We start from the raw sequence: 20,053 nt of genomic DNA, 5'->3' as shown, positions 1-20,053 counted from the left end.
AAACCTTTATGATAAAGAAACTGGCTTGAAAACTAGAGATTCTTAGACAAAACAAATCAACAAATCCATTCATGGATTTCACATTCGTAATCATCGAATAAAGGAGGAACCTGTATGAAAATCGCCCTTGTCCAGATGGACGTACAAATTGGAGAACCTGATGTGAACTTTCAAAAAGCAGAAGCATTTTTAGAAGAAGCGATCCGCGAGCAGCCTGATCTGATCATTTTACCCGAAATGTGGAATACTGGTTACGCTCTTGAAAAAGCCGATCAGCTGGCAGATGTAAACGGTGAACGAACAAAACAGCTTTTCTCTTCCTTTGCCCGTAAGCACCAAGTCGTTCTCATTGCAGGAAGTGTATTGAACAAGCGCACAGAAGATGAGAGGATCACCAACACGATGTATGGATTTAACCGCCAAGGTGAGCTTTTAGTCGATTATGACAAAATTCATTTGTTCCGCTTAATGGATGAGCACAACTATTTAACTGCTGGTGATCAGCTTGGTTTATTTGACTATGATGAGGATGTGAAGATCGGCGCGATGATCTGCTATGACCTCCGCTTCCCGCAGCTTTCCAGAACGCTTGTCAATAAAGGGGCGAAGGTGCTTATCAATACGGCGCAATGGCCGTCAGCAAGAGTAGATCATTGGCGCAGCTTGCTTATCGCAAGAGCGATTGAAAATCAGTCATTTATGATTGCTGTTAACAGAACAGGCACAAGCAGAGACACTGAATTCCCTGGACACTCCATGGTGATTGATCCACTTGGCCGTATTCTGCTTGAAACAAGTCATGAGGAAGACATTTATTATGCGGAAATTGACCTTCAGCTAGTGGATGAAGTGAGACAGCAGATTCCTGTGATGACAGATCAGCGTCTGGACATCTATTAGAAAGCAGGGTGCTCCCCTGCTTTTTTCATTTAATTAAACGTTTGTTTAAGCTTTCCCTTGATTCTGGTAAAGGTCCATTAGGGCTTGAGCGGCTTTCGTTAAATACCTTTCTTCCACATATGCAAACACAAGAGTGCGGTTTGGGCATGAATCAATTTTCAAATAAGTGACTTCGTTCCTGTCCTCTTGTGCCACCATTTTCGGCACAACTGTCACACCTAGTCCATTTTTGACCAATGCCTGCGCTGTTTGAATATGACTTGTTTCAAAGGTAATTTTCGGCTGAAAACCATGTTGAAGACATAGTTCCGTGACCACTTGCCGAAAGCCGTATCCCTCTTTCAGCATAATGAATGCTGCGTCTTCCAGAAGGCGAAACGGAACAGCCCCTTTCTGATTTGCTTGATTGATGATATCGTTCAATTCCGCCTGTAACCAAGGTTGAGCAGATGGCGGTACTGCAAGAAGAAGCGGCTCTGTCAGCATGTGTTTCGTTTTCAATGATTCATGCTCGACCGGCATAGATAAAATAGCCAAATCCAGCTGACCAGCCAATAGAAGTTTTTCTAGCTCACGAGGTGATTCTTCTATTAGTTGAACGTGAACATGGGGATACGTTTGACAAAAGGTTTTTAATAAACCAGGCAAGACATATCCCCCTGTGACAGCTGGCGCTCCAATGTTCAGCTCTTTCCCCACCTCATAAGCTGCTTCTCCCATTTCACGCAGCAAATCATCTCTTTCCTTCAAAATGTTCTCAGCCCTTTTAATGAACCGACTCCCTTGAGGGGTGGGTGTGACTTGTCCATACTTTCGAATAAATAGGGGGGTGTCTAATTCCTCTTCCAGTTTCTTTATTTGTTGGCTTAAAGAAGGCTGTGCAATGTGAAGCTGGTCCGCTGCTTTTGTAAAACTTTTCTGCCGGTACACTTCCATGACATATTCCATCATTCGTATATCCACTTACATCACCTCATAGGTTTTAACTATTCATGTCATATCTTTTATGTCTTAGACAAATAACAAAAGGAATTTTACGATAAAGAGACAACAAAAGGGGGAGAAGAAATGAATCCATATGCTAAAGCTGAAAACCAATTCTCACAAAATGCCGAGAACTATCGAGATTCACCTATATTTTCAGCCGGAGAAGAGCTGGAATGGATGAAAGCGACAGCAAATGCGAAGGGTCATGAGCATTTACTTGATATCGGCTGCGGAGCAGGGCATACCGTTTTTTCCTTTTCAGACATTATTTCTAAAGGGATCGGCATTGATGTCACGCAAAAAATGATCGAGGTTGCAGCAGCACTTGCAAAAGAACGCCAGCTGGAACATATTACTTTTGAACGGGCAGCCGCAGAAGCATTGCCATTCGCTGATGAATCATTTGATATCGTGACGTGCCGGTTTGCCGCTCACCACTTTCCAAACCTTCCCGCAGCCATGTCCGAAATCAGCCGGGTCTTAAAAAAGGCGGCGCATTTCTACTCGTCGACCATTATGCACCTGAGAATGCGGCACAGGATTCATTCATTAATCACTTAAATAGACTTAGAGATCCTTCTCATGTGCGAGAAAGCTCATTATCAGAATGGGAAGAGCTTTTCGCTGCCAACAAACTGACTCAAAAAGAGGTTCGTTACTGGGATCTGCAAATTGATTATCAGGACTGGATCACACGTGGACGCACACCAGAAAATGTCCAACAGGAGATCGTTTCCCATCTTCAAGCCGCAGACCCTGATACAAAGCAGCTATTTCAGCTTCAATTCGATGCACAGCAGCAGCCTATTTCCTTCTGCTTAAAAGCTGCACTCATTCAAGGAATCAAGAATTAAACTGATAGAAAAAGTCTACCTTCGTCGGTAGACTTTTTTATTTCGAATATACATCTTCACTGTCTCACAGGTATTGCTTTTCATGTTCGTGACACGTCCCTCCTCACAACAAGGAGTGCTACATCGTGTTTCTATTATAAGATAAAAGAACGGAGATAGGTTAGGCATTTTAAAAATTGTACGTAGATCCTCTGAATAAAAAAAGAACCTACCCTCTTTGGAATAAGTTCTTCACTGCGTGCGTCAATCACGGTGCAATATCCTCTAATACTTTCTCACGCGTTTCGATCATTTTAAAAGCAAGAATTGCTCCCACTACAGTCACACTTGCGAAAAGAATAAAAATAGTTGAAACACCGCTCACCTCTAAAATAAAGCCTATCATAATAGGAGCAATCGCTGAGGCCAGCCTAAGCCAAGCAGTAGCAAATGCCGTTCCAATCACCCTCATACGTGTTGGATAAATTTCAGGTGTATATAAATAGAGAAGAACTGTAATTGTCCCCATCATTCCGTAAGCAGCGGACCCTAAATAGATCACACTTTCTGGAGAACTCGCTCCGCTGATCCATAAAGCCGTTAATAAAGCACCTGTTACGATAAATGCAATGGTTGCCCAGCGCTTTCGTCCTACTTTATCAATTAAAAATGCACAAGCGAATACCCCTATGGTCTGTAAAATATTTGTGAGAGAGGCTGCCCTTAATGAATCTCCAACTGGCAAATTGTAAACCGTATTATAAAGACTTGGTAACCAGTTATTTAAACCATTCGATACAAAGTAGGCAGAAAACCATAGTCCCCATACGATCAAGGTTCTTTTACGGTAAAAAGTTGAAAAAAGCTCTTTCCAATCGCCCTTTTCAGTACTATTATATACTTGTTTTACAGGCATTCGTTTGTCAGTACTAGCTTCAATTTCTTCAATAATTCTTTCGGCCTCATCTAATCTGCCTTTCGAAATAAGCCATCTCGGAGATTCACGTAACATAAAAAAGAATACAAAGACGATTAGACCTCCAATGCCTCCAATTAAAAACATCCACTTCCACCCAAAGCTAGGTACAACAAATGCGCCGATTTGAGCTGAGATCATTAACCCTAAAGGAAAAATCATCTCATAAAGCATAAAAAATCTGCCTCTCCCTTGAGCCCGGGATAGCTCATTGATATATGAGGCTGCTACCGGCACCTCTCCTCCTACCCCAATTCCTTGTATAAAACGAAAAATAAACAGTGCCATAAAATTACCTGAAAACACACATGCAATACTCATGACGGACATGAGGAGTATAGTCCACTTTGCACTAAAAACACGGCCACGCCTTTCTGCTAACCATCCAAAGAAAATGGCACCAATCGCTTGTCCTATATAACCAGACCCAATAAGAAGACCAATTTGAGCAGGTGATAAACTCCACATGCCGATTAGAACTGGGAGAACAAACGCTAAAGACAGAGCATCAAAAGCATCAAAAAAGGTGGCAGATCCCATAATGATACGAGGCTTTAAATGCCATCTAGAAAAAGGTACACTTTCCATTCTCGTCAATAGTTGTGAAGCTCTATCAACAACTTGCCCATCATGAGAATTTGAATTTCCGCTGACTTCTAACGTCATGATATCTCCTCCTTATTAGAGGAAATGATGCAAAAGTACATGCCGAAGAGCGCTAAAGAAGTCGCTTACATTTTAAATCAAGAGACATTCTAGAGCGTTCATACGAGTTTTCAGCATCTATCATTTCTTTTTTGGCGTTCCCGTGGTGCCCCGATCTATGTAGTACATAGGGAAGATATGTTCCATCGCCTCTAACTGTTCTCCTTCTAATACCTGTGTTAATAAAGAAACAGCTTTTCTCCCCATTCCAACTAAATCTACATGAACTGAAGATAAAGAAGGGGTTAGAAAACTTGCAATGGGCACATCATCGGCACCAACGACTGACAAGTCATGAGGTATGGACACATTTGCGTGATCTGCAGCTTTCATGACCCCCATCGCCAAAAAATCTGAAGAGCAAACAACTCCAGTCATGTGCTGGTTTCCTTGGAGAAATTGAGAAACCACTTCTACTACTTTTCCCCCATCAAATTCATCTAACTCAAACACAAGTTCTTTGTTCATTGTTAACCCTAAATTTTTAAGTGTGCGCTCATATCCCTTGTAGTACCTCACACTATGCATCGAACTCATTGGACCATTGACCAGCCCAATGGTTCGATGACCTTTCTCAAATAAGGCCGTTACGGATTGACACACACCTTCTTCATCATCTGGCCTGACACATGGGAAAGGAGAATCCTCTAAGTAACTTCCAACAACAATAATGGGAATAGCTAAACTTTTTAACCAATCCATACTCAATTCTTCATTTCTTGGAGAAAATAAAATGGCACCATCTACAGCCTGTGTTTCAAGTAATCGCTGCTGCTGTATAGATGTAAATGACATCAACATATTGAATTCAGTTTCATCTAATTCCTTCGCAATACCATCTAAAATCGTCGAAAAAAATGGATTATTCAAAATATATGAACCACGCGGAACCACGACAGCTATATTGCCAGTCTTTCTTTTAACGAGCCCTCTAGCTCCTAAATTAGGGCGATAGCCTAACTCATCAATCACTTGTTTGATTCTTTCAGCCGTTTGAGCACCTACTCCTGGTTTACCACTTAATACTCTGGAAACAGAGGCGATAGACACTCCAGCTTTCAATGCGACATCTTTAATACTTACTGACACATTTCATACCTCCGGGAGTCTGTTGTTTTATACACTATTATAACCTGACTCACCTTCATCATGAAATCAATGGTCTGTTATCTACCGACGTTTTCCTTAAGCAAACCAACACTTTGAAGGCCCTGGCGAATTTCTTCTTTTTCCTCATCAGTTAAAGGTAATACCGGCTTCCTAGCAAGCGAGCTACTGATCAAACCTCGCTGATACATCGCTTCCTTCATGCGCAGATGAGAAGTAGATGAAGGTTCATCCATTTTATACACAGCATGCTTTAATTCAAAGATTCTATCGTAAACTTTATTAGCCGCTACAAGGTCTTTTTCTTCCACACATTTCACAAGTTCAGCGATCAAATCTGGCACGAAACAGCCGAAACCTACAAGTGCTCCATCAATGCCTTGAACCAATGTTGGCAATAAATATTCATCATGACATGTGAGTAACGATACATCTGGTGCATGTTTTTTCAATGCCCGTACATCGACCTCGTATTGTGCCATGTCTCTTTGACCAATTTTAAACGAAACAACATTCTCAATTTCCGACATTTCTAGTAATTGACTGGTTGTATATGAGGTTTTTGTCCATGTTGGATATTGATGGACAATGATTGAAATATCAATCGCTTCTGCAACATCTTTAAAGAATTGGACAGGTGATTCAGGCTGCATACCGAATCTTAGCCATGAATGTGGCGGCATGAGAAGTATACCTTCACCACCAGCTTCTTCAACGGCTTTTGCATGCTGGATCGCTTCAATTGTCCCTTCTGCAGAAACCCCAGAAATGACAGGTACTTCCCCTTTTAATTCGTCGGCTGCAATGCGCACTGCTTCAGCTCGTTCATGTGGCAGTAAAGTCATAATCTCGCCAGTATGTCCATTGACAACGATCCCGTTAATCCCTTTGTGATCCGCCACCCAACGGACAAGCTTACGAAAAGCAGGTTCATCAATTGAATAGTCATCTTTAAAAGGAATTAAGACAGCCGGGAATACACCGCTCCATTTTTCTTTATTTTTCATAAACAAATTCCTCCCCATTCGTTATAGTAAACGTTTACGGTAAGCGTTTACGTAAACTATCATAGAATGATATTGCCGGAGGTGTCAACATTATTTTTTTAAAATTATAATAATTCAAAAAACTATTGTTGAATTTTAGATACTATTTTATTTTTGCAAAAAAGAAAATAAGGGATATATTTTGTTTACCATATACCTCTTTTTCCAAACGGCAACATACCAAAAAAAGGATAAATAAATTTTTATGGTCAAAACATCAAAAGGTTTTCTATCACGCTGAAAAGAAAGAAGACAAAGGGCTAAAATAAAGATCATTTTAGCCCTTTGTCAACAATCTGAGTCTACCCTAAACGGTAGACTTTTTTTATTTCGAATATAAATCCCAGCCAAGCTTGAGTGTGTCCACAATATAATTGGCGACTTCCTCAGCCTCTAAATGATCTGTTTCCACCCTGGAGTTATGAAGAGAATAAATCTCCCGGCGTTCTTCAAACAACTCTTTCATTTCATCAAGCGTCCGGTTGTGAAGAACAGGGCGGTTTTCAATTAAAATATCAAGCCGCTGCTTCCAATTCTCCCAAGATAGGTCAAGGAAAAGAACCGTACAATGCTTCAAGCAGGCACGTTTGATTTCTTCCTGTTTGAATGCACCGCCTCCAAGTGAGACGATCTTGAGTTGTGTATGTTCGCATAAATCGACGATATAATCCTTTTCAGCCTGTCTGAAGAATGCTTCTCCTTTTTGCTGAAACATCTCTGGAATCGTCATGTTGTATTTTTTCTCAATCTCCTGATCGACATCAATAAAATCTCGATATAGCTTTTTGGCAACTAGCTGACCAATGGTTGTTTTCCCAACACCCATAAAGCCAATGAGAACAATATTCCGCTGTCTTACAGGGATTTCTCTATTGATTTTCATGATCGTGACACGTCCTCCTTACGACAAGGAATGCTACATAATGTTTCTATTATATGATAAATGGAGCGCGAAAAGATAGGCAATCTTAAAAATTGTGTTTGACGACGTAGCCGAGCTGTTCAGAAAGCCTCTGTGCCTGTTCTTTCACTTTTTGCTGCAGCTGGGGAATGACTTCTTCAGTAAACCGTTGGGTTGGACCAGATATGGATAAACAAGCCTTCACTTCCCCATGAATGTTAAAGACTGGTGCCGCTACTGCCGCAGATCCTACCTCTCGTTCATCGATGCTGCAAGAAGTATACGTGTCAAGAATATGTTTACATTCCTTTTGCCAGTCATCTCTCATCACATGATCAGCCTCAGACGCTAATACTTTTTGTTGAAATTCTTCACTTTGAAATGCCAATAATACCTTTCCGCCTGCACCTGCGTATAACGGCAGCTTCTCACCAACCTTGACAAGATGTCGAATCGATTGCAGCCCTTCCGCCTGTTCAATACAAACCCTGCTTGTTGCATCCAGTACATACAGGTTGACGGTTTCTTTTGTTTCATCACGAAGTGCGTACATGAGTGGTTTAGCCAGTTCTCTCAATTTAATGGACTTTCCTGCAATGTATCCAAGGAGATAAAGTCTTTGACCCAATCGGTATTTCATTGTGTCTTGATTCTTTTCCACAAAATGATTCATTTCAAGTGCCTTGAGCAGTCTCGTTGTAGTAGACATTGCTAAATTCATCTCTTTTGAAATATCCGTTAGCGTCAGCTCTTGACGTTCTTCACTAAAACAATAAAGAATATCCAAAGCGCGCTGAACTGTGCGCAGTCCTGATTCTTCTTTTGACTTCTTATCAGCCATGTTCAGTTTCTCCTTTTCCCCTTTGATTTCTTATCGACATAAACGATCGATTTTGCTATAATCCATTTTAAACGTTCCACTAAAAGAAAACAAATTCCACCAGTCGGAATAAAAACGATTGGAGAGGTTTGATGGAGGAGATATTTGAATGTACTTGCTCGTTTTTACACTTCTTATTAGCCTATATATTGTTCATCAACTATTTCCCGCTCCCATACTCTCCTATTTTGTTGGTCTGCTGGCCGCTACTTCGCTCATCATTTCTTTTAAGAAAGCAAGTGGCCTTTATTTGAAAACAGGTGGTATGTTTCTCATGATTGGCTTGTTCTTATTCTTCTTATCCGACGAGCCATTGCACACTTTTTTTCTTCACTTTCATTCCATGCTAGGCTTGCTTTCTCTATTTTTCATGCTGCCTTTTATTCATTCTCTCATACATGTTGGACATTTCGATACACAATTAAATAAACTGCTCACACTGCATACAACGAGCACAAACCAGCTTTATCGCAAGAGTTCATTTGTCACTCATATTCTTGGCATGTTTTTAAATATCGCAACGATCCCCTTACTATATACATCGCTCAAACCGTCGCTGGATTCTCTAAAAGAACAAGTGAAACAACATCTTTATACACGCAACCTTTTAAGGTCATATGCATTATGTTTAAGCTGGAGTCCTGTTGAAGTGCTCGTAAGCGTCACCATTGATGCAACCGAACTCAAATATTATCAAATCGCACCCGTTACTTTTGGTTTAATGGTCATCGTGCTGGCGACAGATTGGATGCTCTTTTCTCGTCAAAGCAAACGACACCCAAACATCATTCAGTCCACAGAAACAAACTCCAATCCTCGTCGAATTAAGCGAAAAACCCTTCAGCTTGCTTTCATGCTGCTGAGTTTTATGACAGCCGTCTCACTTGTCGATGCATGGATTGGGAAAGGCTATTTATTCGCTGTTGTGCTAACCATTATTCCATTTGCTCTATTATTCTCTTCTGTCATCAAAAAAAGAAAACAATATATAGCCGTCTCTGTCCCTCATTGGAAAGAAAAAACCCGTCAGCTCTCTAACTATATGTGTCTATTTTTAAGTGCTGGCTTCTTTGTCGATATGCTGCTTGCCACCAACAGTATGCAGCCGATTCAAGCATTTATTGTCAGTATATCAGACGATGCCATTTTGGTTTATTGTGTCATTGGGTTATATTTTCTGATCACCGCTCTTTGCGGTTTTCACCCGCTCGTCTCGCTTGCTTTGTTAGTCAGCATGATGGCACCTGTCATCCAAGAACTTCCTGCTCTTCCCATTGCCATCATGCTTATCGTTGCTGGAACATCAACTGTCATGTTTAGTCCTTTTAATGTTTCTGTCTCCCTGTTAGCTGATTTGATGAAGGTCAACCCTTACCGTATCACTCGCTGGAATATATGGTTTGCTAGCTTTTATATCAGCATGGGTATCGCATGTGCAACGATCATCACTATTATCTTTTATTCATAAAAAAGAGAACTCAACTTGGTTTGAGTTCTCTTTTGCTTTCTCACTCTGGTTTTAATTGAATACGTTCAATTTTCCCTACGATAAAAATGTACGACAATGCCCCGCCTAATGCGACTAAACTGACGAATAAAATCCCTCCGTTGTAAGAACCTGTCGCCGACACGATGAATCCGATAATAAGCGGAGTGATGATCCCAGCTAAATTAGCAAAAAAGTTAAATACACCGCCAGCCAGCCCAACCATTTCCCTTGGTGCCACTTCAGACAGCAACGTCCAAGAGATATTAGACAGTCCTTGTGCAAATGAAGCGATGGATAAAATGGTCAGCACAAGCGGAATATTCGTTGTAAAGTTCGCTAAAACAATCGTACTCGTCAGAAGCAAGCCAACTACTACCGGCAGCTTCCTCGCTACATTAACGGATACGCCCTTTTTAAGCAGCCAATCAGACACATAACCTCCAAACAATACCCCAAAGAATGCAGCAATATAAGGAAGAGAAGCCGCAAAACCCACCTTAAGAAATGCCATATTTTTCGCCTCTGCTAAATAGGTCGGAAACCATGTTAAAAAGAAAAAAAGTGTAGATGCTACAGAGAATTGGCCAATATAGAGCCCAATCAATTTACGGTATTTTAGAAGGGCGGCAAAGTCTGCCCATTTCAGCTTCCCCTGTGATGCTACTGTCAGTCCATCGCCTTGCCGAATCAATTCTAACTCCTCTTCATTCATCTTCGGATGCTCTTTCGGTTCGTGATAATACTTGTACCAAAAGAAAGCAAATATGATACCGAGCGCACCTGCCGTAATAAAGACGGTTCTCCAATCGAAAGTCGTCATGATCCAAAAAAGAAGAGGTGTCGCAAATGCAAGACCCACATACTCTCCAGCAGTATAAACACCTGTCGCAAAAGCCCGTTCCCGTCTTGGAAACCATGTGGTGACAATGCGGTTATTCGCAGGAAATGCGGGAGATTCTGTAATTCCAATAAACAAACGACAGCCGAATAAAAAAGCAAAGCTGTTCGCAAACGCCTGCAGGCCTGTGAAAATAGACCAGGTAATGAGTGATATCCCATACGTTACCTTTGAGCCAAATTTATCGAGAATAAAACCGCCTGGTATTTGCATCGCTGTATATGTCCAGCTAAATGCTGAAAAAATGAGGCCTAATAAGGCAGGATTTAATTGCAATGAAGATTGAATAGCAGGTGCAACAATGGATACACTGGCTCGATCAATATAATTAATGGCGGTAATAAAAAACAACAGAATCAATATGCCAAAACGGGCTTTCGTTGGCTTCATATAAGCGGGCCGCAATTCATTCCCCTTCAGTTCTGAATGCACTTTCATAACCATCCTCCTTTGTTTCCGCAGCGTGCGATTCGGTTGAGCGTCTTAAATAACCCCTTTTTCTTCCAATTGTTTACACTCTTCTTCTGTTAAACCAAGCATATTTGTTAAAATCTCATAATTATGTTCGCCTAAATCAGGTGCAATGTGCCGGATACTTCCGGGTGTTTTTTCAAATTTCGGAATGATCCCGGGCACCTTTACTTTTCCAAGACGGGGGTGATGTACCTCGACGATATTCTCTCGTGCTTTAAATTGCGGATGCTCAAAAATATCCTGAATACTTAAAATTGGGCTCACAGGAACGCCATGAGTATCTAGAATTTCTAATACGTCATCCCTTGTTTTCGACGCGATCCATTGAGAGACGATCGCATCCATCTCTTTGTTATGCTTCAGCCTAGATGCATTGACCGCGAATTTTTCATTCTCTAATAAATCTAAGCGATTCATCGCCTCTGCCAATCGATTGAAGGTCGAATCCGTACTCGTCACAAGAACCAAATAATGCCCATCCTTTGTCACATAGGTGCCGGCAGGGCTTGAATGACCGCTTAACCCCGGTGAACGCTCACGCACCTTCCCAAGCTTGTCATATTCTGCAACCAAAAATTCTAACATACGAAACACAGATTCATAGAGGGCCAAATCCACCATTTGCCCAGTTCCTTCTGAATGTGTATCTCTGTAATACATCGCTGTCACAGTAGCAAACGCCACATATATGCCTGCAATATAATCTGTTAAAGAAAAGGAAGGACTGACTGGATGCCGGTCTGGAAACCCTTGAATATATGTAAATCCGCTAAACGCCGTCGCAGGTGTTCCAAATCCGGCCTTGTCCTTAAACGGACCCGTTTGTCCATAACCCGATACACGAATCATAATTAATTGAGGGTTGATTTCTTTTAATACGTCGTACCCCACGCCCCATTTTTCGAGAGTTCCAGGGCGAAAATTTTCAATCAACACATCGACCTGACCTGCAAGCTTTTTAAAAATGTCTTTTGCTTCGTCTTTGTGGAGATCCAGTGTTAGAGATTTCTTATTCCGTGAGAGACCTGACCATCTAAGTGGTTCACCTTCTGCAAAAGGGCCAACATGCCGCAGCGTATCGCCTTTACCAGGAATCTCGACTTTGATGACCTCTGCACCAAAATCCCCTAGAAGCACCGCGCCATAGGGGGCAGCGATCATCGTAGAGACGTCTAATATTTTCATTCCTTCGAGCGGTGTATTCATATTCATTGCTTGACTCCCTTTCATTCAAGTGATGAAGGGCTAAATAACTTTCTATTTTAGCCCTTGTCATCTTTCTGATTGACCCGGAAGACCCTGATGATTCAAAAGGAGGGCTTACCGGAGCAGTTTGTTAATCCTTCGGAAGCTGCCCTTGCGGTGTGTAAAGCCAAATCAGCCATAAAGGTTCATCTCCTGTATTTACATGCTGGTGCGAGACACCGTCTGGAATGAACATGAAATCATTTTGTTTAAAGGACTGCCTTTCTCCATCACAAATGACTTCGCCAGATCCTTTAATCACATAATCAAATTCCTCTGAACCTGGGTGATTGTGCACTGAACTTGCTTCTCCCGGTTCAAAAATGGTGAGACCTGCCATCATATGCTCGGACCCAACAGTATCTGGTGTAATGGTTTGAAATACCTTTCGAATCATTTGCTCCTCTGGATGATCTAAACCTAACCATAATGGGTTCCCATCTTGAAACGGATTCAATACTTTAATTTTCATTGTTACTTCCTCCTCGTTATGTTTAATTCACGCTGACATGTGAGCGCTTTGAATTTGGTGAATAAATATCATTAATATTCCAATGTCCATCCGTAGGGACAGGATCATTTTTCATTGCTACATCGATGACGCAAGGCTCTTGAGATGCAATTGCTTCAGCTAAAGCTTCTTTGAATTCAGAAGCAGAGGTGATTTTAATCCCCTTCATCCCATAACCTCTTGCAATGGCAGCAAAATCCGGAGAATAGCTTTCTCCACCTTTTCTGAAAACAGTACCGTACGTCGTTTCATAGTGCGCCATTTGCAAGCCAGCTATTGTTCCAAACGCACTGTTATTCATCACAATCCACACAACAGGAATGTTCTCTTCAACGGCTGTTGCGAGAACGGATGGATTTTGACCGAATCCGCCGTCCCCAACGAGTGACACAACGACACGGTCAGGCTGGGCAATCTTTGCCCCAAGTGCGGCAGGTGCTCCAAATCCCATCGTTGCAAAGCCGCCTGGTGTTAGAATGGTCCCTGGCGTGAGCACAGGAAATTGCTGTCCGACCCCATTTTTATTCCAGCCAACATCCGTTGTAATAAAGGCATCTGGCGGTAATACTTCTCGCACTTCCTGCAAAATACGCTGCGGCTTCATTGGGAAGGATTCATCTTGAATGTTCGTCAGGTTGCTCGCCTGAAACTCCTTACGATATGCCGCAATTTCCTTTTTCAATTCAGGTCGATTCAGCCCTTCTGGCAGTCTTTCTCTCGCCACTCGATTGAGTACAGTCAAGGCCTGCTTCAGATCAGCTACTGCTCCAATGTCAACAGGATAGTTACGTCCAATTTCATTCGGATCAATGTCAATATGAATGAGCTTGGTTGATGGGAAACGGAACGTATATTCTGATTCCCACGAACTCGCATCAGCTTCAGCAAAACGGGTGCCTAAAGCCAATATATAGTCCGCCGCTTTGCACTGATCATTGATAAATTTTGTCCCCCAAAATCCTGTCATTCCAAGGGTCATTGGGTGATCATCTGGCATGGCTCCTTTCCCCATCAAAGAATGGGCGACAGGGATACTTAGATGATCAGAGAATGCCTTTAATTCTTCAGCTGCGTCAGCTAGTAAAATGCCTCCCCCTACATATAAAAGCGGCCTTTCTGCCTGCAGCAATCGATCTAATATCCGATTGGCCGTTTGATCATCAATTGAAGGCTTTTCAATGGTCTGTGTATGATGGTTGATTTGTTCAAACAAGGACACATCTAGGTCTTTTGAGAACACATCCATTGGAACAGATATCAGCACTGGGCCAGGACGGCCGCTTTCAGCTAACTGAAATGCTTTTGATAAAATCTCTGGAAATAATTCTGGAATATCGACTCGCCATGCTCTTTTCACAAACGGCCGGTAAATTTCGTATTGAGAGGCATCGGAATGAAGATTGATCTCTTGATGTGGGTGCTTTCCGTAGTAATGACTCGGGACATCTCCTGCAATGACAACCATTGGAATGGAATCAAGTGCTGCATTCGCTACCCCTGTTGCCGCATTGGTGAGTCCAGGACCTAGATGACTGAGAACAACAGCTGTCTGTTTCTTTGCTCGCGCATAACCATCTGCTGCATGTGCCGCTATCTGTTCATGTCTGACATTTACAAATTGAATCGAGCTTTTTTCAAGCGCTGATAAAAAAGCAATATTCGTATGACCGCAGAGACCAAAAATATGCTCGACTCCCCGATTCTCTAAATACTGAATAACCTGTGTAGAAATATTCTTCTTCATGTTTCTCTCCTCTCACGGTGCAGCTATGAATCTGCTACTCACTTATTCTTTTAAAAACAATAGATAGAACGCTGTTCAAATCCTGTATTGCCACTTGCCCGGGAGCTGAGCTTTCTTTCCCTACAGCAAAGGTCATGACAGATCCAAAAAGTCCACCAACCATTCTTGTAAAAGCCCCATATTCTCCCATTGCCATCGAAATAACGGGAATCGACAGCTGCTTGTTCGCATGGCTGGTCGCAAAGAGCAGTGTTAATGCATCCTCATAGGAATGCGGCATCACTGCAATCTTTGCGATGTCGGCGCCGACTGATTCTGCATTGACGAAGAGCTGCACGAGACGATCCAACTCAGGGGTACGCTGGAAATCGTGATACGACACAATTAAGGTGACCCCATTACTTTTAGCCGCCTGACTGACTTGCTGTAAATGTGTCACATCATGCATCAATTCATAATCAACGGCGTCCACAAGCTGTGTGGAACAAAGCTCGACAAGCAGAGAAACCTTCTCATTTTCTGAGAGTGATATACTTTCGCCGCCCTCCTTTTCAGAGCGGATGGTGAATAAAAATGGTATGCCCTTTGCCTTTTCTACCATTCCCTTAAGGGTTTCTATGACTTGTTCCTTGTCATGAAGGTGATGAAAAAAATCCGCCCGCCACTCTATCACATCAGGCTTCTTCTCAGTTAATACCTCGACCTCATGAAACAATTCTTCCTTTGTTTGCCCGATGAGCGGCGTACAAATCATTGGCTGACCGCCTGTCTGCACACTTTTTACCTTTTGCTGAAATGCATTCACATCCAAACGCCCCTTTCACAGACCCTGTGGAAGCACGATCATTTTGGTTTCGGTCATCTCCTCAATAGCGAAACGCGGACCTTCTCTTCCAAGACCACTTCGCTTAATTCCTCCATAAGGCCAATGATCCAGTCTAAAATTTGATGTCCCATTGATGACAACACCGCCAGTTTCAAGCTCTTTTGCTGCGTGTAACGCAACATCCAGCTGATTCGTAAAGATCCCTGCCTGCAAACCATATCGACTATCATTTGCTTCTTTAATTGCCTTCTCCAGCTCCGCATAAGGGAGAATGCTGACAACTGGGCCGAATACTTCCTCACAGACGACCTTGGCCTGTTTCGGAGGGTTCAGCAAAATAGCCGGTGTGATGCTCGCCCCATTTCTTTTTCCCCCACATAAAAGCTGTGCCCCCATACTCTCTGCCTCTTGTATCCATGTCTCAACACGCTGCGCGGCCTGTGCATCGACCATACAGCCGATATCACTCTCACTGGACAGCGGATCTCCAACGACAAGCTGCTCTACTTTTTGTTTTAATACCTCAGTAAACGACGGCATTATTTCCTGGTGGACATAAATTCTTTGAACAGAAATACAGCTTTGACCAGAATTACTAAAGCCTGTCTTGGCACAAAGGGATGCGGCTTGTTCAATATCAGCATCGTGATGAACAATCGTCGCGCCATTCCCTCCGAGTTCGAGCAATACTTTTTTTAATCCCGCAGAGGTTGTAATATGCTCTCCTCCGGCAGCCCCACCGGTAAAAGAGATGAGATTCGTTCTTTCATCAGTGACTAACTGTTTCCCAGCCTCGACCCCGCCAATCACAAGCTGCAAACTTGCCTCAGGGAACCCTGCTTCGAGAAGGAGTTTGACAAACGCTGTAGCAACAGCTGATGTTTGCGGTGCAGGCTTCAAAATAATGACATTCCCTCCCGCAAAAGCTGGACCAACTTTGTGACAAATTAAGTTGAGCGGTGCATTAAAAGGAGTAATCGCCAGCACAACTCCGACTGGTATTTTAAATGTCATGGCCATTGCTCCCTGCCCACGCGATGATACATTGCCTGGAATGGTCTCACCTACTAATCGATTCGCTTCTTCCGCCGACTGCGCTAGCGTCTCGATTGATCGTGAGACTTCATCTCTTGTATTTTTAAGCGGTTTGCCTAATTCTAACGAAATCAGTTTTGCGAAATGGTCTTTTTGTTCTTCAAGCAAGGTGGCTGCTTTCGTTAGAAGCTTTGAGCGTTCGATTGCCGATATTCCCGCTATTTGTTTTTTAGCATGCTGCGCAATAGAAAGTGCCTGTTCTATGTCTTGTGATGAGGCGAGATATGATGTACCGATCCTTTCTCCTGAGTAAGGATTGATGATATCTGTTTTCACACGATCGGTATCCATCCACTCGCCGTTTATATATGATAACGCTTTCAAACTGCTCAAATTTTCTCTCCCTCCTTCAAGTGCCGCGTTCCATGTCCTGCATAACGAACCAATCTTTCTTCGTTTGGACAAGGTCCCTTCACGAGGGCTCCCTTTGTCAGCTCCTCATATGCATGCGCCACGATGCCCATTCCTCTGGATAAGGAAAAAATGCCTTTTGCTGCTTCTGCTGGAATGTTTAATTCACATTGGATTGCAGCAGATACACCGTCTATATTCATCGTGATTTTCTTCCCTTTCAGGTGTTCAAGCTCATGTCTAATCGCTTCGGCTAACCGTAAATATATCCCACTGATAAGACCTTGCTGGACATATGTGTGACTTAGCTCATATAGACGTCTAACCCTCGGATCATCATCATGAAGCTGATGGCCGATCCCCGGGATTTTTTCCTTGCGAGTTAACCATGTGTGACATACTTGCTTGGCCGCAAACTGTATATCCTTTTGATCATCGTAGATCGCTTTGGCTTCGTATAACATACGCATGGCCTTCTCTCCGGCTCCGCCATGAATATCACCTAATAAATTCACCCCTGTTGCAACAGAGGAATTAAACGAAATGCCGCAAGTCACCGCCATTCTGGCTGCTGCAATAGATGGCGCTCTTGGTCCATGGTCCGCACCTGCGACAAGAACACTTTCAAAAAGAGCTGCTTTTGAATCATCCAATAATTCACCAACAAGCAGTAAATAAAGCATTTGTGGATACGACAGTTCGCCAATTAGTTCTTCAATCGGATAACCTCGAAGTTCAATTGAATTTTTTTGAATATGACTAATCTCAGTTTCCCACCAAGCGCCTCCCTCTTTGTAGATTTCCAGTGCACTTCGATTTTTCATTGTGTCAATCATTCCTTTAGCTTCTTATTTGGAGGTGAACCACCCCTTTATTCCATTCAGTGGAATCTAATTTCACTTTTCGGAATGTGGTTTCATTGTAAGCGCATTCTTTTTCTTCGTCAATCATTTTTTCTGAAAATACTGTAAATAGTATTGAAATTAAGTGAATCGAACTAATTATGCTTGCTTTTTTTGATCAAAAAAATCTTCATTTAGTTAAATGTACTTAAGTATATCGTTCTACTAATTTAATGATTTTTTGGTTATTTTGTCAAACTCACTTGAAATTCGACATAAAAAAACCTCTCCATCTTCTGGAGAGGTCTCAGTATGATGTGAAATTGAAGTTTCCGACTGATAAGTATTCAGAAACAGCACGAGACATAAAAAATGCTATAAAAAAGGGCGCTTCTGCCGTCTGCACGATTGATAAAGAAGGTGCCGATAAAAATAGAGAAGAATCATTGAAAAACATACCAACAAAAAGGGGATATGATCGAGATGAATTCCCTATGGCTATGTGTGAAGAAGGCGGTGCAGGAGCCGATATAGAATAAATATCTCCTTCAGACAATCGAGGTGCGGGATCTTGGGTGTCCCATCAACTAAATGAATACGAAGATGGAACGGCCGTACTGTTTGTTGTTGATTAGGGTTATGCAACTTTGAATTAGATCGCAGCTTATTCAAAAAATCCCTATCCAATTGGAAGGGATTTTTTCTGAGTGTCTGTTAGTACATTGGTGTTGTTCCAGAAGAATTTCCAAATAGACAGACCCAAAAGGTCTGCCATTCTTCATGTACCTAATCGAATAGCCAACTCCATAGCAGTCTCGGTATGATTCAGATATGAACCACCAACCAACATCATGATCGCAAGACCAGCTAAAACAAAGCTTTTTCTAATGTTCATACAAACAGTCGCCCCTTCGAATTTGTTTTTGAGCGTACACCATTTGCTGATACAAATATACAGATTCCTCCATACGCTCACATTTAGTATAAAATTCTGCGGACTCTAATGCCAGTTCTTCTACATATGGATAACCCCTAATGTTATCAAATCGTTTCAAAATATCCTTGAGATCATCAAGATTAAGTGGCTTTATATATAGGTTTACAAGAAAATCGTACAAAGATTCGAATAATTGATCAGGGTTTGATTTTAGATAATCTATGCCACGCTGCAAATATTCCTTGGCCAATTCATCGTTACCCAATTTAAAATGGATCAGAGCCTGCTGATAAAGGATTGCTCGTATGTGAGAATGACGTTTCAAATAAATTTCAGCTTCCTCCAAATGATCTAATGCCAACTGATATTTTTCCAAACTAGAATAACAGTGACCCAAGTTCATCAAACTTATACCAATCATTAATTCATCCTTAATCGCATGTGATTTTTCTAATGCTTTGTCTAAATGCGGGAGAGACTTTTCAGAACTGTTAAGATCAATATAATTTCCTGAAACAACAAAACGAGACTGAATTTCTCGGACAAGATAAGTCGGGTGCGCCTTATATGTATCAAGGGCTAGCATGATGTAATACATAGACATTTGAGTTTGCTTCATGTGATAGAAAATCTCTGCCATCTTGAAGTAAAACTCTGCTCTTTCAACTTCATCCGCCACTCGATCCAACCGTTTTTCTGCCTGTCGATAAAAAGTAATCGCAGTAATGTAATCACCTTGCGAAAACTCATACATCCCTTTGAAAAAATTAAAATAGTATTCCAGGATTCCAGTAAGCTTCCGCCCTTGCCCTTCAACTGATCGCAGGTACTCCGCTTTGTTTAATTTCCGAGCTCCTAGATTCATGTATTCAAGCATTTGTTCGTGGCGGAATTCCATAAGCTGAAAATAAAGAACAGCTTGCTCATCTTCCTCCATGATGTCTAAATCCCTTCTGATCTCACTCCGAAGCATTTCCGCATCTGTTACATTCAGCCTCTTGATATTCTGATACCATTCATTAATCTTCTGACCGATTTTCGCTGAAGATACAGCTGCCATTTATTCATCCCCCTCAATTTTTGCCGTTTTATGTTAAATCCTAGCACATGAAATACGTCCAAAACCCATTTTAGTTCCAATTTTTAAAATTTTCGGTATCTCGCAAACAGATTTTCAAACTGATTTCAGTAGCCAAAACGAAAAAACACATTTAAAGCCCTTATAAGCGTTTTTGACACACCACCCCTACTTTTAATACCTAAACAAAAAAAGCGATCAGAATCAAATCTGAGCGATCTCAACTGA

16 protein-coding genes and 2 pseudogenes are annotated in these 20,053 nt (G+C 41.9%); 4 read left to right on the top strand and 14 right to left on the bottom strand.

From position 1 onward, the window contains the following. The first annotated feature begins 114 nt into the window (after window positions 1-114). Window positions 115-900, top strand: coding sequence for a carbon-nitrogen family hydrolase (locus tag CKW02_RS01865; RefSeq protein ID WP_003214317.1), 786 nt, complete (start codon window positions 115-117; stop codon window positions 898-900). 45 nt (window positions 901-945) lie between these two features. Here the strand turns inward: CKW02_RS01865 and CKW02_RS01860 are convergent, their stop codons facing one another. Next, complete coding sequence (locus tag CKW02_RS01860; protein WP_034620230.1) at window positions 946-1,851, bottom strand: LysR family transcriptional regulator; 906 nt, start codon at window positions 1,849-1,851, stop codon at window positions 946-948. 117 nt (window positions 1,852-1,968) lie between these two features. On the opposite strand from CKW02_RS01860, the pseudogene CKW02_RS01855 reads away from it, so the two are divergent. Continuing rightward, a pseudogene (locus CKW02_RS01855) lies at window positions 1,969-2,741 on the top strand (class I SAM-dependent methyltransferase). A 247-nt stretch (window positions 2,742-2,988) separates the two neighbouring features. Here CKW02_RS01855 and CKW02_RS01850 read toward each other — a convergent pair. The 5 genes from CKW02_RS01850 to CKW02_RS01830 form a co-directional block, all read right to left on the bottom strand. Further along, window positions 2,989-4,362: an MFS transporter gene (locus tag CKW02_RS01850; protein ID WP_003214203.1), complete on the bottom strand. Its 1,374-nt coding sequence runs from the start codon at window positions 4,360-4,362 to the stop codon at window positions 2,989-2,991. 120 nt (window positions 4,363-4,482) lie between these two features. Continuing rightward, window positions 4,483-5,490: a LacI family DNA-binding transcriptional regulator gene (locus tag CKW02_RS01845; protein WP_003213988.1), complete on the bottom strand. Its 1,008-nt coding sequence runs from the start codon at window positions 5,488-5,490 to the stop codon at window positions 4,483-4,485. 77 nt (window positions 5,491-5,567) lie between these two features. Then, on the bottom strand, window positions 5,568-6,515 hold the full coding sequence (locus CKW02_RS01840) for a dihydrodipicolinate synthase family protein (protein WP_003213849.1): 948 nt from the start codon (window positions 6,513-6,515) through the stop codon (window positions 5,568-5,570). Window positions 6,516-6,879: 364 nt separating this feature from the next. Beyond that, a complete protein-coding gene (locus tag CKW02_RS01835; protein ID WP_003214270.1) occupies window positions 6,880-7,437 on the bottom strand; it encodes a shikimate kinase in 558 nt (185 codons plus the stop codon). Window positions 7,438-7,522: 85 nt separating this feature from the next. Then, complete coding sequence (locus CKW02_RS01830; RefSeq protein WP_003213953.1) at window positions 7,523-8,296, bottom strand: IclR family transcriptional regulator; 774 nt, start codon at window positions 8,294-8,296, stop codon at window positions 7,523-7,525. A 148-nt stretch (window positions 8,297-8,444) separates the two neighbouring features. On the opposite strand from CKW02_RS01830, the gene CKW02_RS01825 reads away from it, so the two are divergent. After that, on the top strand, window positions 8,445-9,803 hold the full coding sequence (locus tag CKW02_RS01825) for a hypothetical protein (protein WP_003214025.1): 1,359 nt from the start codon (window positions 8,445-8,447) through the stop codon (window positions 9,801-9,803). Window positions 9,804-9,843: 40 nt separating this feature from the next. Here the strand turns inward: CKW02_RS01825 and CKW02_RS01820 are convergent, their stop codons facing one another. The 7 genes from CKW02_RS01820 to CKW02_RS01790 form a co-directional block, all read right to left on the bottom strand. Beyond that, complete coding sequence (locus CKW02_RS01820; protein ID WP_003214439.1) at window positions 9,844-11,160, bottom strand: MFS transporter; 1,317 nt, start codon at window positions 11,158-11,160, stop codon at window positions 9,844-9,846. Window positions 11,161-11,205: 45 nt separating this feature from the next. Further along, on the bottom strand, window positions 11,206-12,408 hold the full coding sequence (locus CKW02_RS01815; RefSeq protein WP_080984713.1) for a CaiB/BaiF CoA transferase family protein: 1,203 nt from the start codon (window positions 12,406-12,408) through the stop codon (window positions 11,206-11,208). A 124-nt stretch (window positions 12,409-12,532) separates the two neighbouring features. Then, on the bottom strand, window positions 12,533-12,913 hold the full coding sequence (locus CKW02_RS01810; RefSeq protein WP_003216877.1) for a cupin domain-containing protein: 381 nt from the start codon (window positions 12,911-12,913) through the stop codon (window positions 12,533-12,535). Between the two features lie 22 nt (window positions 12,914-12,935). Further along, window positions 12,936-14,696 carry a thiamine pyrophosphate-binding protein gene (locus tag CKW02_RS01805; protein ID WP_003217143.1) on the bottom strand — a complete coding sequence of 587 codons (1,761 nt, stop codon included), beginning with the start codon at window positions 14,694-14,696 and terminating at the stop codon, window positions 12,936-12,938. A 34-nt stretch (window positions 14,697-14,730) separates the two neighbouring features. Continuing rightward, on the bottom strand, window positions 14,731-15,507 hold the full coding sequence (gene aroD / locus CKW02_RS01800; RefSeq protein ID WP_034620696.1) for a type I 3-dehydroquinate dehydratase: 777 nt from the start codon (window positions 15,505-15,507) through the stop codon (window positions 14,731-14,733). Window positions 15,508-15,516: 9 nt separating this feature from the next. After that, the gene (locus CKW02_RS01795; RefSeq protein ID WP_003217168.1) at window positions 15,517-16,950 is read right to left on the bottom strand and encodes an aldehyde dehydrogenase family protein; all 1,434 of its coding nucleotides are present in this window, start codon (window positions 16,948-16,950) and stop codon (window positions 15,517-15,519) included. After that, on the bottom strand, window positions 16,947-17,804 hold the full coding sequence (locus tag CKW02_RS01790) for a citryl-CoA lyase (RefSeq protein WP_003217217.1): 858 nt from the start codon (window positions 17,802-17,804) through the stop codon (window positions 16,947-16,949). Before CKW02_RS01790 ends, CKW02_RS01795 begins: the two co-directional genes overlap by 4 nt. A gap of 239 nt (window positions 17,805-18,043) precedes the next feature. Here CKW02_RS01790 and CKW02_RS01785 point away from each other — a divergent pair. After that, window positions 18,044-18,445: pseudogene (locus CKW02_RS01785) on the top strand (NucA/NucB deoxyribonuclease domain-containing protein). A 249-nt stretch (window positions 18,446-18,694) separates the two neighbouring features. Here the strand turns inward: CKW02_RS01785 and CKW02_RS01780 are convergent. Next, window positions 18,695-19,807, bottom strand: coding sequence for a Rap family tetratricopeptide repeat protein (locus CKW02_RS01780; RefSeq protein WP_003216974.1), 1,113 nt, complete (start codon window positions 19,805-19,807; stop codon window positions 18,695-18,697). Window positions 19,808-20,053 lie beyond the last annotated feature (246 nt).

Origin of the sequence: Bacillus pumilus, assembly GCF_900186955.1 — a bacterium.
Lineage (GTDB): Bacteria > Bacillota > Bacilli > Bacillales > Bacillaceae > Bacillus > Bacillus pumilus.
The sequence above is the reverse complement of the archived record's forward strand: the minus strand, read 5'-3'. Positions and strand labels throughout refer to the sequence as shown.